Source organism: Pseudomonas oplopanacis (assembly GCF_057128725.1).
In genome coordinates, this window is the sequence record NZ_JBSKHV010000029.1 from 1 (window position 1) to 15,691 (window position 15,691).

At 60.3% G+C, this 15,691-nt stretch carries 12 protein-coding genes; 4 read left to right on the forward strand and 8 right to left on the reverse strand.

Annotation, left to right across the window (positions count from 1 at the left end):
• Positions 1 to 110: 110 nt before the first annotated feature.
• The 8 genes from fabI to gloB form a co-directional block, all read right to left on the reverse strand.
• On the reverse strand, positions 111 to 905 hold the full coding sequence (fabI, locus tag ACWKV5_RS29150; RefSeq protein WP_077749640.1) for an enoyl-ACP reductase FabI: 795 nt from the start codon (positions 903 to 905) through the stop codon (positions 111 to 113).
• A 24-nt stretch (positions 906 to 929) separates the two neighbouring features.
• Complete coding sequence (locus ACWKV5_RS29155; RefSeq protein WP_483844082.1) at positions 930 to 2,537, reverse strand: ABC transporter ATP-binding protein; 1,608 nt, start codon at positions 2,535 to 2,537, stop codon at positions 930 to 932.
• A 1-nt stretch (position 2,538) separates the two neighbouring features.
• Positions 2,539 to 3,558, reverse strand: a complete 1,020-nt coding sequence (locus ACWKV5_RS29160; RefSeq protein ID WP_483844083.1) for an ABC transporter permease — start codon at positions 3,556 to 3,558, stop codon at positions 2,539 to 2,541.
• Position 3,559: 1 nt separating this feature from the next.
• Positions 3,560 to 4,633 carry a microcin C ABC transporter permease YejB gene (locus tag ACWKV5_RS29165; protein ID WP_027923384.1) on the reverse strand — a complete coding sequence of 358 codons (1,074 nt, stop codon included), beginning with the start codon at positions 4,631 to 4,633 and terminating at the stop codon, positions 3,560 to 3,562.
• Positions 4,634 to 4,637: 4 nt separating this feature from the next.
• A complete protein-coding gene (locus ACWKV5_RS29170; protein ID WP_483844084.1) occupies positions 4,638 to 6,479 on the reverse strand; it encodes an extracellular solute-binding protein in 1,842 nt (613 codons plus the stop codon).
• Positions 6,476 to 8,290 (reverse strand): extracellular solute-binding protein, encoded by a 1,815-nt coding sequence (locus ACWKV5_RS29175; RefSeq protein WP_483844098.1) that lies wholly within the window; start codon positions 8,288 to 8,290, stop codon positions 6,476 to 6,478. The genes ACWKV5_RS29170 and ACWKV5_RS29175 overlap by 4 nt, the downstream gene beginning before the upstream one ends.
• A gap of 301 nt (positions 8,291 to 8,591) precedes the next feature.
• Positions 8,592 to 10,037, reverse strand: a complete 1,446-nt coding sequence (locus ACWKV5_RS29180) for a transglycosylase SLT domain-containing protein (protein ID WP_483844085.1) — start codon at positions 10,035 to 10,037, stop codon at positions 8,592 to 8,594.
• A gap of 99 nt (positions 10,038 to 10,136) precedes the next feature.
• A complete protein-coding gene (gene gloB / locus ACWKV5_RS29185) occupies positions 10,137 to 10,904 on the reverse strand; it encodes a hydroxyacylglutathione hydrolase (RefSeq protein WP_483844086.1) in 768 nt (255 codons plus the stop codon).
• A gap of 65 nt (positions 10,905 to 10,969) precedes the next feature.
• Between gloB and ACWKV5_RS29190 the strand changes: the two genes are divergently transcribed.
• From ACWKV5_RS29190 to ACWKV5_RS29205, 4 genes are all read left to right on the forward strand, one after another.
• Positions 10,970 to 11,728, forward strand: coding sequence for a methyltransferase domain-containing protein (locus tag ACWKV5_RS29190; RefSeq protein ID WP_150780211.1), 759 nt, complete (start codon positions 10,970 to 10,972; stop codon positions 11,726 to 11,728).
• A gap of 90 nt (positions 11,729 to 11,818) precedes the next feature.
• A complete protein-coding gene (gene rnhA / locus ACWKV5_RS29195; protein ID WP_008028618.1) occupies positions 11,819 to 12,271 on the forward strand; it encodes a ribonuclease HI in 453 nt (150 codons plus the stop codon).
• 185 nt (positions 12,272 to 12,456) lie between these two features.
• The gene (dnaQ, locus tag ACWKV5_RS29200) at positions 12,457 to 13,215 is read left to right on the forward strand and encodes a DNA polymerase III subunit epsilon (RefSeq protein ID WP_123435614.1); all 759 of its coding nucleotides are present in this window, start codon (positions 12,457 to 12,459) and stop codon (positions 13,213 to 13,215) included.
• 211 nt (positions 13,216 to 13,426) lie between these two features.
• Positions 13,427 to 15,682 (forward strand): Orn/Lys/Arg family decarboxylase, encoded by a 2,256-nt coding sequence (locus ACWKV5_RS29205; RefSeq protein WP_483844087.1) that lies wholly within the window; start codon positions 13,427 to 13,429, stop codon positions 15,680 to 15,682.
• Positions 15,683 to 15,691: the final 9 nt, after the last annotated feature.

Below are 15,691 nucleotides of genomic sequence, written 5' to 3' on the forward strand. Positions count from 1 at the left end.
GTGAGCACAAAAGCAAACGCCCCGAACAAGTCGGGGCGTTTGCTGGAACCACCATCAGTGTGTTTTCACACAGCCTGAAATTGGCGGGTTTTTTATTGGCTAGCTGAAGATCACTCTTCCAGGCTACCCATCGCAGTGGTGTTGAAACCACCGTCCACGTACATGATTTCGCCGCTGATGCCGGACGCCAGGTCCGAGCACAGGAAGGCGCCGGCGTTGCCGACTTCGTCGATGGTGACGTTGCGACGCAGCGGGGTTTGCGCTTCGTTGGCAGCCAGCATCTTGCGGAAGTTCTTGATGCCGGAAGCGGCGAGGGTGCGGATCGGGCCAGCCGATACGCAGTTGACGCGGGTGCCGTCCGGGCCCAGGGAGCCGGCCAGGTAACGCACGCCAGCTTCCAGCGAAGCCTTGGCCATGCCCATGACGTTGTAGTTAGGCATGGTGCGCTCGGCGCCCAGGTACGACAGGGTCAGCAGGCTGCCGTTGCGGCCTTTCATCATTTCGCGACCAGCTTTGGCCAAGGCCACGAAGCTGTAGGCGCTGATGTCGTGAGCGATGCGGAAACCTTCACGGGTGGTGGCTTCGGTGAAGTCGCCGTCCAGTTGGTCGCCCGGGGCGAAGCCGACGGAGTGCACGATGCAGTCCAGGCCGTCCCACTTCTTGCTCAGTTCAACGAAGACCTTGGCGATTTCTTCATCGCTGGCCACGTCGCACGGGAAGCACAGGTCAGGGTTGGAACCCCAGCTCTGGGCGAACTCTTCGACACGACCCTTGAGTTTGTCGTTCTGATAAGTGAAGGCAAGCTCAGCGCCCTCGCGATGCATGGCGGCAGCGATGCCGGATGCGATGGACAGCTTGCTGGCGACACCGACGATCAGTACGCGCTTACCGGCGAGAAAACCCATGTGTTGCTCCTCTCTTTCAGGTTATTACGCAGTGGCTGGTGCCAGGAAAGCGGCTTCCAGCAACTGCTGTGTATACGGATGTTGGGGGGCGGCAAAGATACTTTGCGCGTCTCCCTGTTCGACCACTTGGCCATGCTTGACCACCATCAGCTGGTGGCTCAGCGCTTTGACGACAGCCAGGTCATGGCTGATAAACAAATACGTCAGGTTGTACTTGGTTTGCAGTGAACGCAGCAGCTCCACCACTTGGCGTTGTACGGTGCGGTCGAGTGCCGACGTCGGCTCGTCCAGCAAAATCAACGCCGGTTTTAGCACTAATGCCCGGGCAATGGCGATTCTCTGCCGTTGCCCGCCGGAAAATTCGTGGGGGTAGCGGTGCCGGGTTTCCGGATCCAGACCTACCTCCTTCAATGCTGCAATAATCGCCTGTTCCTGCTCCGCCTCGGTGCCCATCTTGTGGATCCGCAGGCCTTCGCCAACGATCTGGCTCACGCACATCCGTGGGCTCAGGCTGCCGAACGGGTCCTGAAACACCACTTGCATCTCGCGGCGCAACGGTCGAACTTCGTTCTGCGTCAGGCAGTCTAGCTGCTTGCCTTCAAAACGGATCGCGCCTTTGCTGCCGATCAACCGCAAAATCGCCAGGCCGAGCGTTGATTTGCCCGAACCGCTTTCACCGACGATCCCCAAGGTCTGCCCCTGAGGCAGGCTGAAATTGATCCCGTCCACCGCTTTGATGTGGTCAACGGTCTTTTTCAGCAGGCCTTTCTTGATCGGGAACCAGACTTTCAAGTCCTCGACTTGCAGCAATGGCGGCCCGATAACATTGGTCGCCGGCGTGCCGCTGGGCTCCGCTGCCAGCAGTAACCGAGTGTACGGATGCTGCGGCGCGCGGAACAACTCTTCGCACGATGCCTGTTCGACGATGCAACCGCGCTGCATGACACATACGCGATGCGCAATTCTTCGCACAAGATTCAAATCGTGGCTGATCAGCAGCAGCGCCATGCCCAGGCGGGCCTGTAATTCCTTGAGCAATTCGAGGATTTTCAGCTGAACGGTCACGTCCAGCGCGGTGGTTGGCTCGTCGGCGATCAGCAATTCCGGCTCGTTGGCCAGGGCCATGGCGATCATCACCCGCTGGCGCTGGCCGCCGGACAATTCGTGGGGCAGGGCCTTCAGGCGTTTTTCCGGCTCGGGAATCCCGACCATCTCCAGCAGTTCCAAGGTGCGCTTGGTCGCCACTTTGCCGATCAGGCCTTTGTGGATGCCCAGCACTTCGTTGATCTGCTTTTCGATGGAATGCAGCGGGTTCAGCGAAGTCATCGGCTCCTGGAAGATCATCGCAATCCGGTTGCCACGGATATGGCGGATGGATTTCTCGCCCATGTTCAGCAGGTTTTTCCCGGCGTACTCGATAGTCCCGGAGGGATGCCGTGCAAGCGGGTAGGGCAGCAGCCGCAGGATCGAGTGGGCCGTGACCGACTTACCGGAACCGCTTTCACCGACCAGCGCCAGGGTTTCGCCACGCTTGATATCAAAGCTCACGCCTTCGACCACGCGCTGAGCACGCTCGCCGATCCCAAACTCGACGGACAGGTCGCGCACTTCGATCAGATTGTCCTGATTCATTTCACTTCCTCGGGTCGAAGGCATCGCGAGCGGACTCGCCGATAAACACCAGCAAACTCAACATCAGCGCCAGCACCGCAAATGCGCTGATGCCGAGCCATGGGGCTTGCAGGTTCGATTTGCCCTGGGCCACCAGCTCACCCAGCGACGGCGCGCCGGGCGGCAATCCGAAGCCGAGGAAATCCAGCGCGGTCAGGGTGCCGATGGCGCCGGTCAAGATGAACGGCATGAACGTCATGGTCGAGACCATCGCATTGGGCAGGATGTGGCGGAACATGATCGCACCGTTCTGCATCCCCAGCGCCCGCGCCGCGCGCACGTATTCGAGGTTGCGCCCGCGCAGGAACTCGGCGCGCACCACGTCCACCAGGCTCATCCAGGAAAACAGCAGCATGATCCCCAACAGCCACCAGAAGTTCGGCTGCACGAAACTGGCGAGGATGATCAGCAGGTACAACACCGGCAAGCCGGACCAGATTTCCAGGAAACGCTGCCCGGCCAGGTCCACCCAACCGCCATAAAAACCCTGCAAGGCCCCGGCAATCACGCCGATGATCGAACTGAGAATGGTCAGGGTCAGGGCGAACAACACCGAAATCCGGAAGCCGTAGATCACCCGCGCCAACACATCGCGCCCCTGATCGTCGGTGCCCAGCAGGTTATCCGCCGACGGCGGACCCGGGGCCGGGACTTTCAGGTCGTAGTTGATGCTTTGATAACTGAACGGAATCGGCGCCCACAACACCCAGGCATCCTTGGCCTTGAGCAATTCGCGGATGTACGGGCTCTTGTAATTGGCTTCCAGCGGGAACTCACCGCCGAAGGTGGTTTCCGGGTAGCGCTTGAGCGCCGGGAAGTACCAGCTGTTGTCGTAATGCACTACCAGCGGTTTGTCGTTGGCGATCAGCTCGGCGCCAAGGCTCAGGCCGAACAGCAGCAGAAACAGCCACAGCGACCACCAGCCACGCTTGTTGGCCTTGAACAGTTCGAAGCGACGTCGATTGAGCGGGGACAGGTTCATCTCAATGCTCCCGGCTTTCGAAGTCGATGCGCGGATCGACAAAGGTGTAGGTGAGGTCGCCGATCAGCTTCACCACCAGTCCGAGCAAGGTGAAGATAAACAGCGTGCCAAACACCACCGGGTAATCGCGATTGATCGCCGCTTCAAAACTCATCAGGCCGAGGCCGTCGAGGGAGAAAATCACTTCCACCAGCAACGAGCCGGTAAAGAAAATCCCGATGAACGCCGATGGGAACCCGGCGATCACCAGCAGCATCGCATTGCGGAACACATGGCCATACAGCACGCGGTGACGGGTCAGACCCTTGGCCTTGGCGGTGACCACGTATTGTTTGTTGATCTCGTCGAGGAAGCTGTTTTTGGTCAGCAGGGTCATGGTTGCGAAGTTGCCGATCACCAGCGCCGTCACCGGCAAGGCCAGGTGCCAGAAGTAGTCGAGGATTTTGCCGCCCATGCTCAGTTCGGCAAAATTATTCGAGGTCAGTCCACGCAACGGGAACCAGTCGAAATAGCTGCCGCCGGCGAACACCACGATCAGCAGGATCGCAAACAGGAACGCCGGGATCGCGTAGCCGACGATGATCGCCGAACTGGTCCAGACATCGAAGTGGCTGCCGTGCCGCGTCGCCTTGGCGATCCCCAGCGGGATCGACACCAGGTACATGATCAGCGTGCTCCACAAGCCGAGGGAGATCGACACCGGCATCTTTTCCTTGATCAGGTCGATCACCTTGGCATCGCGAAAGAAGCTGTCGCCGAAGTCCAGCGATGCATAGTTTTTCACCATGATCCACAGACGTTCCGGCGCCGATTTGTCGAAGCCGTACATGTGCTCGATTTCTTTCACCAAGGCGGGGTCCAGGCCCTGCGCGCCGCGATAGGCGGAACCGGCCACCGACACTTCGGCACCGCCGCCAGCGATGCGGCTGGTGGCGCCTTCGAAGCCTTCGAGCTTGGCGATCATCTGCTCCACCGGGCCGCCGGGCGCAGCCTGGATGATCACGAAGTTGATCAGCAAGATGCCGAACAAGGTCGGAATGATCAGCAGCAGTCGCCGAAAAATATACGCCAGCATCTGATTACTCCGTGCCCGCAGGGTCGGCTTGCAGTTTGGTTTCGACTTCTATCGCCGGTGTCGCGTCTGGCTTGACCCACCAGGTGTTGATGCCGATGTCGTACTTGGGTGAAATTTTCGGATGACCGATGTGGTTCCAGTACGCCACGCGCCACGTCTTGATGTGCCAGTTGGGGATCACGTAATAACCCCATTGCAGCACGCGGTCCAGTGCGCGGGCATGGGCCACCAGGCTTTTACGCGAATCGGCGTTGATCAGTTGCTCGACCAGTTGGTCCACCACCGGGTCCTTGAGGCCCATGGAGTTGCGGCTGCCGGGTTTGTCGGCAGCGGCGGACATCCAGAATTCGCGCTGTTCGTTACCCGGGGAACTGGACTGCGGGAAGCTGCCGACGATCATGTCGAAGTCCCGTGAGCGCACGCGGTTGATGTACTGCGAGACGTCGACGCGGCGGATCACCAGGTCGATCCCGAGGTCGCTGAGGTTGCGCTTGAACGGCAGTAGCACGCGCTCGAATTCGGTCTGGGCCAGCAGGAACTCGATGGTTACCGGTTTGCCGGTGGCGTCGACCATTTTGTCGTCGACGATCCGCCAGCCAGCCTCTTGCAGCAGGTGATAGGCCTGGCGCTGGTGGTCGCGAATCATGCCGCTGCCGTCAGTCGTCGGGTTCGCGAAGGCTTCGCTGAAGACTTGCTCGGGGATCTTGCCGCGAAACGGATCGAGGATCGCCAGCTGATCGGCATCCGGCAGGCCGGTGGCGGCCATTTCCGAGTTCTCGAAATAGCTGCGGGTGCGCGCGTAGGCGCTGTTGAACAATTGCTTGTTGGTCCATTCAAAGTCCAGCAGCAAGGTCAGGGCCTGGCGCACGCGCACGTCCTGGAACACCGGGCGACGCAGGTTGAACACGAAACCCTGCATGCCGGTGGGGTTGCCGTTGGGGATCTGTTCCTTGATCAAGCGGCCTTCGGTGACCGCCGGGACGTTGTAGGCATTGGCCCAATTCTTCGCGGTCATCTCCAGCCAGTAATCGAACTGCCCGGCCTTGAGCGCTTCGAGCGCCACGGTGTTGTCGCGGTAGTAATCGGTGGTCATCACGTCGAAGTTGTAGAACCCGCGATTGACCGGCAAATCCTTGCCCCAGTAATCCTTGACCCGCTCATAGCGAATCGAGCGTCCGGCCTTCACTTCGCTGACCTTGTACGGGCCGCTGCCCAACGGCATTTCCAGGTTGCCCTTGTTGAAATCGCGGGTGGCCCACCAGTGTTTGGGCAATACCGGCAACTGGCCGAGGATCAGCGGCAATTCACGGTTGTTGGAGTGCTTGAACTTGAACAACACGGTGAGCGGGTCTTCGGCGACCGCTTCCTCGACGTCGTTGTAGTAACCGCGATAGAGCGGCGCGCCGTCCTTGGTCAGCATCTGGAAACTGAACACCACGTCTTCGGCGCGAATCGGATGGCCGTCGTGGAAGCGTGCTTCAGGGCGCAGGTAGAAACGCACCCAACTGTTGTCCGGGGCTTTCTCTATTTTGCCGGCGACCAGGCCGTATTCGGTGAACGGTTCGTCCAGCCCTTGCCGGGCGAGGGTGTCGTAGATCATGCCGATGTCGTCGGCCGGCACGCCCTTGCTGATAAACGGATTGAGGCTGTCGAAACCACCGAAACCGGCCTGACGAAAGATCCCGCCCTTGGGCGCATCCGGGTTCACGTAGTCGAAATGCTTGAAATCGGCCGGGTACTTTGGCGGCTCGTTGTAGAGGGTCACCGCGTGTTGCGGGGCGGCGCAGGCCAGCCCGGCGAACAGCAGGCCGCTGGCCTGCAACAGCAGGGTGCGTACGGGTTTCATTGATCTTTCTCCGAAGACTTCAGCCACCACGCGCTCAGGCCCAGGGTGTAGGGCGGCGTGGTCACAAAGGCCAACCGGTTGCGGTAGGCCAGGCGATGATAATTGAGGTACCAGTTGGGAATGATGTAGTGCTGCCACAGCAGCACGCGGTCAAGGGCTTTGCCGGCGGCGACTTGTTCGTCGCGAGTCTGGGCGGCGAGCAATTGTTCGAGCAAGTGATCGACCACCGGGTTGGCGATGCCGGCGTAGTTTTTACTGCCCTTGACCCCGACCTGGCTGGAATGGAAATACTGCCACTGCTCCAGGCCCGGGCTGAGGGTCTGGTTGAGAGTCATCAGAATCATGTCGAAATCGAACTGGTCGAGGCGCTGCTTGTACTGCGCGCGGTCGACGGTGCGCAACCGCGCGTCGATGCCAACGCTCGCCAGATTCTCGACGTAGGGCTGGAGGATGCGCTCCAGGTTCGGGTTGACCAGCAGGATCTCGAATCGCAGCGGTTGCCCGGCGGCATTCTGCAACCGCTGGCCATTGAGCTTCCAGCCGGCCTCAGCGAGCAGCCCAAGGGCTTTGCGCAGGGTTTCCCGGGGGATGCCGCGGCCGTCGGTGTGCGACAGGCTGAACGGCTCGGTGAAGAGCTTGGCGGGCAACTGTTCACGGTAGGGCTTGAGCATCAACCATTCGTGGCCGACCGGGAGCCCGGTGGCTTCGAACTCACTGTTGGGGTAGTAACTCATGGCGCGCTTGTAGGCGCCGCTGAACAGCGTGCGGTTGGTCCACTCGAAATCGAACATCAACCCCAGGGCTTCGCGGACTTTGGTCTCGGCGAAGGTCGGGCGTCGGCTGTTCATGAACAGGCCCTGGCTCTGGGTCGGGATCTGGTGCGGGATCTGCGCCTTGATCACGTCGCCGCGGCGTACTGCCGGGAAGTTGTAGCCGTTGTCCCAGTTCTTCGCCTGATGCTCGATGTAAACGTCGAACTCGCCGGCCTTGAACGCTTCGAAGGCGACATCGCTGTCGCGGTAGAACTCGACTTCCATGCGATCGAAGTTGTACTTGCCGCGATTGACCGCCAGGTCCTTGCCCCAGTAATCCTTGACCCGTTCGAAAACGATCTGCCGCCCAGGCGTCACCGAGGTGATGCGATACGGCCCGCTGCCCAGGGGCGGCTCGAAGGTGGTCGCCTTGAAGTCGCGACCTTTCCAGTAATGCCGGGACATCACCGGTAATTCACCCAGGCGCAGGATCTGCAAGGGATTGCCGGCGCGCTTGAACACAAAACGAATGCGCTGCGGATTTAGGATATCGACCCGCGCGACTTCCTGAAGGCTGGTGCGGTACTGCGGATGACCTTCCTTGAGCAACAAGCGGTAGGAGAACGCGACGTCGTACGCGGTAATCGGGGAACCGTCGTGGAACCGCGCTTCGGGCCGCAGGTTGAACACCACCCAACTGCGGTCCTCGCTGTACTCCACCGACTGGGCGATCAGGCCATAACTCGAGGTCGGCTCGTCGCCGGACGGCGCGTACTGGCCGGTGCCGACCATCAGTGGTTCATTGAGCTCGTTGATGCCGTACTGCAGGAAATTGGGGGTGGAAACCGGGCTAGAGCCCTTGAAGGTGTAAGGATTGAGCGTATCGAAGGTGCCAAATGCCATCACCCGCAACGTACCGCCCTTGGGCGCTTGCGGGTTGACCCAGTCGAAGTGGGTAAATCGGGCCGGGTACTTGAGCGTGCCGAACTGCGCATAACCGTGGCTTTCGCTGATTGTCGCGCTTGCGCAGGAGCTGAAGGCCAGGCTGATCAGGAGCAGGAGGAGGGGACGCTTCAAGTCAGATCCGATCCAGGCGGCTTGGGCATTGTGGCCCGTACAGTAACAGCTTGTATCGACAGGAAAAAGACAGGGGGTTAATGCGCTGATAATTGCTGGCACGAAGGTTTGATCGAGCGCAGAACCTGTGGGAGCGAGCCTGCTCGCGAAAGCGGAGTGTCAGCCAACATCAATGTTGAATGTGCAACCGCTTTCGCGAGCAGGCTCGCTCCCACAGGGATTGCATTCTCGCCAGAAAACCGGGCTGCGGGCAAAAAAAAGCCCCTGAATTCAGGGGCTCTTTTTAGCGTGGTGAAGACACCACCAGCATCTGACCAGGCTTCAGCGCCTGGCCAACGCGCGGGTTCCAGCGCTTGAGGTGCTGCATCTCGACATTGAACCGCTTGGCGACGATGTACAGCGAATCGCCTTGCTGGACCTTGTATTGGGTCTGCGACTTCTTTTTGTCGGCTTTGCTGTTGGCGGCCACGACCGTGTTGACGCGGCCACCGCTGCGCTTGGTGTTGTCTTGCATCACCAGGGTCTGACCCGTCTTGAGGTGCTTGCCCGTCAACTTGTTCCAGCGTTGCAAGTCTTCGACGTCGACTTTGTTGGCCTTGGCGATGGTGCCAAGGTTGTCGCCGCGTTTGACCCGGTAGGTGGTGCGCTTGACGCTGGCGAGTTGAACATCGTCTGCGCCTTCGAAGACCGGTTTGCGAGGCTTCTTGCTGATCAGCTCTTCCGGACGCATGGTCGACAGGCTGGTGGTCAGCAACTGCGCCTTGGACGTTGGCACCAGCAAGTGCTGGGGACCATCAAGGGTGGTGCGCTGTTTGAACGCCGGATTGAGCTGGAACAGTTCGTCTTCGTCGATGTTGGCAACCTCGGCAACCTTGGACAGGTCCATGCGCTGGTTGATTTCGACGACCTGGAAGTACGGTTCGTTGGCGATCGGGCTGAGGTTCACACCGTACGCTTCGGGCGCCAGGACCACTTGCGACAAGGCCAGCAGCTTCGGCACATACGCTTGGGTTTCTGCCGGCAGCGGAAGGTTCCAGTAATCGGTCGGCAGGCCGAGCCTTTCATTGCGCTCGATAGCCCGGCTGACAGTGCCTTCACCGGCGTTGTAGGCGGCGAGGGCGAGCAGCCAGTCACCGTTGAACATGTCATGCAGGCGGGTCAGGTAATCCATGGCCGCGGTGGTCGAGGCGGTAATGTCGCGTCGGCCATCATAGGCACGGGTCTGGCGCAGGTTGTAGTAACGCCCGGTGGAAGGGATGAACTGCCAAAGACCCACCGCGTCGGCCCGGGAATAGGCCATCGGGTTGTAGGCGCTTTCAATCACTGGCAGCAGCGCCAGTTCCAGCGGCATGTTGCGTTCTTCAAGGCGTTCGATGATGTAGTGAATGTACAGGCTGCCGCGCTCGCCGGCGTTTTCAAGGAAGGACGGGTTACTGGCGAACCACAGTCGCTGTTGCTCGATACGCGGGTTGACGCCCAGGCCGTCCTGCAACTGGAAACCCTGGCGCATGCGCTCCCAGACGTCCTGCGGTACTTGCGGCGAGGGTTTTTCGCTGAGCCAGATCGGCTTCTGTTTGGCGCGAGCGGCGATATTCGGGGTATGTGCCGCGTCGGTCTGCGGCACATGGCTGGAACAGCCCGCCAGAGTGGCGGACACAGCCACCGCGATGGCTTGAGCCAAGCGGGTCAATGCGTCTGAATTGATGGCTTTACGAATAGATGACGACATTGGCTGGAAGTAAGTTCCGGGCAAAAATGTCGGCCGATTCTAGAAAGGGTACCCCCTGCGGTCAACCATTCAGAATTTTCATTGCAATAGGATGACGGTCTAGAACGTATCTTTCCAAGCCCGCAACGCAGCAAAAACCGCACTCGGAGCCCGGTTATTGGGGCCATTCCGTTCGTCCACTTTTTCTTTAACAGATGTTTCATCAACCCGTAAAAACGGATTGGTGAGCTTTTCCAGGGCCAGGGTCGACGGCAGGGTCATGATTCCGGCGGCGCGTTGTTGAGTCACTTTTGCGAGGCGCTCGGCGGTGTCGCGGTTGTCTGGCTCGACCTCTGCGGCAAACTTGAGGTTGCTCAGGGTGTATTCGTGGGTGCAATACACCAGCGTGTCTTCGGGCAATGCAGCCAGGCGTGTCAGCGAGGTGTGCATCTGTTGCGGCGTGCCTTCGAACAAGCGGCCGCAACCGGCGGCAAACAGGGTGTCACCGCAGAACAGCAGGCCATGATGGTAATAGGCAATGTGCCCCAGGGTATGGCCGGGGACGGCGTACACATCGAAGTCCCAGCCGAGCACGCTGACCCGGTCGTTGTCCTTGAGCGCGATGTCCCGCTGCGGGATGGATTCGCTGGCCGGGCCGTAGACTGTCGCGTCTGTCGCTTTTTTCAGCTGCTCGACGCCACCGACGTGGTCATGGTGGTGATGAGTGATCAGAATATCGCTCAATACCCAGCCCGGATGTGCCGCAAGCCAGGCCTGCACGGGGGCGGCATCGCCCGGATCGACCACGGCGCAGCGCTGAGTACGGTGGTCTTGTAACAACCAGATGTAGTTGTCGGTGAAGGCGGGCAGGGCACTGATCTGTATCATCGTCGGATTCGCCAAGCGGAAAACAATGGCGCATCTTAGAACTTCCTGGCGCGTTGGAGAATGCAATGACCGATAAAGCGTTCGCTCAGGCTGATCCCGAGTGGCTGACATTGATCAGCGCGGCCCGTGAATGGCTGTCCGGCCCTATTGGGCAATTTTTGCTGGACGAAGAACGACGCATGCTCGAAGACGAGTTGGGGCGCTTCTTCGGCGGTTACCTGGTGCATTACGGTCCGTCGGCCCAGACGCCACCGTCGGCGCCGCAAGTGCAGCGCAATGTGCGCCTCGGTGCACCGTTGCCCGGCGTCGAGATCGTGTGTGAAGAACAAGCCTGGCCGTTGAGCGAGCACGCCGCCGACGTGGTGGTGTTGCAGCATGGGCTGGATTTCTGTCTGTCGCCCCACGGTTTGCTGCGTGAAGCGGCGAGCAGCGTGCGGCCCGGTGGGCATTTGCTGATCATCGGCATCAATCCCTGGAGCACGTGGGGTCTGCGTCATGTGTTCGCCCATGACGCCATGCGCAAGGCGCGCTGTATCTCGCCATCGCGCGTTGCCGACTGGCTGAACCTGCTGGGTTTCGCGCTGGAGAAACGCCGCTTCGGGTGCTATCGTCCGCCGCTTGCGTCACCCGCCTGGCAAGCTCGTCTGGCCGGTTGGGAACGCAAGGCCGGTGACTGGCAACTGTCAGGCGGCGGCTTCTATTTATTGGTGGCGCGCAAGATTGTCGTGGGTTTGCGTCCACTGCGTCAGGAACGGCGCGAACCGATGGGCAAGCTGATTCCCTTGCCGATGGCCAAGGTCAATCGCCGTCGCATCGACCCGTAATACTGTTTATTTTCCCGACCGGGTCAGTCCCGGCCTCGGGCATCGTCGATCACGGATCGGCGAGCCACCGCATTTTCTGGATAGATTGGCATGAGCGATAGCGTAGAACTCTTCACCGACGGCGCCTGCAAAGGCAACCCGGGCCCTGGCGGCTGGGGCGCACTGCTGGTGTGCAAAGGCGTTGAAAAGGAACTGTGGGGCGGCGAAGCCAACACCACCAACAACCGCATGGAGCTGATGGGCGCGATTCGTGGCCTCGAAGAGCTCAAGCGCTCCTGCGACGTGTTGCTGGTGACTGACTCGCAGTACGTGATGAAAGGCATCAACGAATGGATGGACAACTGGAAGAAACGCGGCTGGAAAACAGCGGCGAAAGAACCGGTTAAAAATGCTGACCTGTGGAAGTTGCTGGATGAGCAGGTCAATCGCCACAACGTCACCTGGAAATGGGTGCGTGGGCACATTGGTCACCACGGTAACGAACGGGCTGACCAGTTGGCCAACCGTGGGGTGGATGAAGTGCGTGGGTACAAGCAGGCCTGAGTGTGCGTATGTCGAAATACCGGGTCATGGCCATTCGCGAGCAGGCTCGCTCCCACATTGGAACTCGGTCAAGTGTGAGAGCGAGCCTGCTCGCGAAGGCCGTGACACGGTCTACCTGAAACACCTGGGCGAGCGTGTTAACATCGCCGCTTTTGCACGATTGACCCGTTGAGAGCTGAGCACTGATGGCCACCAGATCCGTTGTACTCGATACCGAAACCACCGGCATGCCGGTGACCGACGGCCACCGGATTATCGAAATCGGTTGTGTCGAGTTGATTGGTCGGCGCCTGACGGGCCGGCATTTTCACGTTTACCTGCAACCGGATCGCGAGAGTGACGAAGGCGCCATTGGCGTCCACGGCATCACCAATGAATTCCTGGTGGGCAAGCCGCGCTTCACTGAAGTGGCCGATGAGTTCTTTGAGTTCATCAAAGGCGCGCAGCTGATCATCCATAACGCAGCGTTCGACGTTGGTTTCATCAACAACGAATTCGCCCTGATGGGCCAGCACGAACGTGCGGACATCACGCAACACTGCTCGATCCTCGACACCTTGATGATGGCCCGGGAACGTCACCCGGGGCAGCGCAACAGCCTCGACGCCTTGTGCAAACGGTATGGCGTCGACAACTCGGGCCGTGAACTGCACGGCGCGTTGCTCGACTCCGAGATCCTTGCCGACGTTTACCTGACCATGACCGGCGGCCAGACCAGCCTGTCGCTGGCCGGCAATGCGTCCGACGGTAATGGCTCCGGCGAAGGCGCGGACAACTCCGCCACCGAAATCCGCCGCTTGCCCGCCGACCGCACACGCGCCCGAATCATCCGCGCCAGCGAAGATGACCTGGCTCAACATGTCGCGCGTCTGGAAGCCATCGCCAAAGCCGCCGGCGCCCCGTCGTTGTGGCAACAACTGGCGGACGCCAAGGCCCAGGCCTGATTCAAGGGCTGTTGTGGCGAGGAGAGCTTGTTGTGGCGAGGGGGCAAGCTCCCTCGCCACAGGTAAGCTGCCGAAGTCTTGGAATTGATGGCCACATGATGGTGCGCCGATTGACCCACTTCAGGGCATCGCCACTCGCCACATCCGCCTCAACCCTCTACCCTGAGGGTATTGGCAGGCCACGGTCTGCCGCCTCAGGACACTGAGCCCCATGTATAAAGATTTGAAATTCCCGGTCCTGATCGTCCACCGCGACATCAAGGCCGACACCGTCGCCGGTGATCGCGTGCGGGGCATCGCCCGGGAGCTGGAGCAGGAAGGCTTCAGCATCGTTTCGGCGGTGGATTACACCGAAGGGCGGCTGGTCGCGTCGACCCACCACGGCCTCTCCTGCATGTTGATTGCCGCCGAAGACCCCAGCACTCACTCGCATTTGTTGCAAAACATGGCCGAACTGATCGGCCTGGCGCGAGTGCGCGCGCCGGACCTGCCGATCTTCGCCCTCGGCGAACAAGTGACTCTGGAAAACGCGCCGGCCGATGCCATGGCCGAGCTCAATCAGCTGCGCGGGATTCTTTACCTGTTCGAAGACACCGTGCCATTCCTGGCTCGGCAGGTGGCCCGTGCTGCGCGCAAATACCTGGATGGTCTGCTGCCGCCGTTTTTCAAGGCGCTGGTGCAACACACTGCCGACTCCAATTATTCCTGGCACACGCCGGGCCACGGCGGTGGCGTGGCGTATCACAAGAGCCCGGTCGGGCAAGCGTTTCACCAGTTCTTTGGGGAAAACACCCTGCGTTCGGATTTATCAGTGTCGGTGCCTGAGCTGGGCTCGTTGCTCGATCACACCGGTCCACTGGCCGAGGCGGAAGCCCGAGCCGCGCGCAATTTCGGCGCCGATCACACCTTTTTCGTGATCAATGGCACTTCGACCGCCAACAAAATCGTCTGGCATTCGATGGTCGCGCGCGATGACCTGGTGCTGGTGGACCGCAACTGCCACAAGTCGGTGTTGCATTCGATCATCATGACCGGCGCGATCCCGTTGTACCTGTGCCCGGAGCGCAATGAACTGGGGATCATCGGTCCGATTCCACTGAGCGAATTCAGCCGCGAATCGATCCAGGCCAAGATCGACGCCAGCCCGCTGACCAAGGGCCGAGCGCCCAAGGTCAAACTGGCGGTGATCACTAATTCAACCTACGACGGTCTTTGCTACAACGCCGAGTTGATCAAACAGAACCTGGGCAACAGCGTCGAGGTGCTGCATTTCGACGAGGCCTGGTACGCCTACGCGGCGTTTCACGAGTTCTTCGCCGGACGCTACGGCATGGGCACCTCGCGCAGCGAAGACAGCCCGCTGGTGTTCACCACGCACTCCACGCACAAGTTGCTGGCGGCGTTCAGCCAGGCCTCGATGATTCATGTTCAGGACGGCGGTGCGCGGCAACTGGACCGCGATCGGTTCAACGAAGCGTTCATGATGCACATCTCCACCTCGCCGCAGTACAGCATCATTGCCTCGCTGGACGTGGCCTCGGCGATGATGGAAGGCCCGGCCGGGCGTTCGCTGTTGCAGGAGATGTTCGACGAGGCCCTGAGCTTTCGACGCGCCCTGGCCAATCTGCGGCAGCACATCGCGGCGGATGACTGGTGGTTTTCCATCTGGCAGCCGCCGTCGGTGGAAGGCATCGATCGCGTGACCACCGAAGACTGGCTGCTGCAACCCGATGCAGACTGGCACGGCTTTGGCGGTGTCACTGACGATTATGTGTTGCTCGACCCGATTAAAGTCACCCTGGTCATGCCCGGCCTGACCGCAGGCGGCGCGCTGAGCGAACGCGGGATTCCGGCGGCGGTGGTCAGCAAGTTCCTCTGGGAACGCGGGCTGGTGGTCGAGAAGACCGGGCTGTATTCGTTCCTGGTGTTGTTCTCCATGGGCATTACCAAAGGCAAGTGGAGCACGCTGTTGACCGAGTTGCTGGAGTTCAAGCGCAGCTACGACGCCAACGTCAGCCTGGCCACCTGCCTGCCCTGTGTGGCGCAACAGAGTGTCGGGCGCTATCAAGGCATGGGGTTGCGCGATTTGTGCGATCAATTGCATGCCTGTTATCGCAGCAATGCCACGGCCAAGCACCTCAAGCGCATGTACACCGTACTGCCGGAAATCGTCATGAAGCCCGCTGACGCCTATGATCATCTGGTAAGGGGCGAAGTGGAGGCGGTGTCGATCGATGCTCTGGATGGGCGGATCGCTGCGGTGATGCTGGTTCCGTATCCGCCAGGCATACCGCTGATCATGCCGGGTGAGCGGTTCACCGAGTCGACTCGGTCAATCATCGACTATCTTTCATTTGCACGGACGTTTGATAGCAGTTTCCCAGGATTCGTCGTCGATGTGCATGGTTTGCAACACGAAGACGAGGGCAATGGACGGCACTACACCGTCGATTGCATCAAGGAATGAGGACCTTTC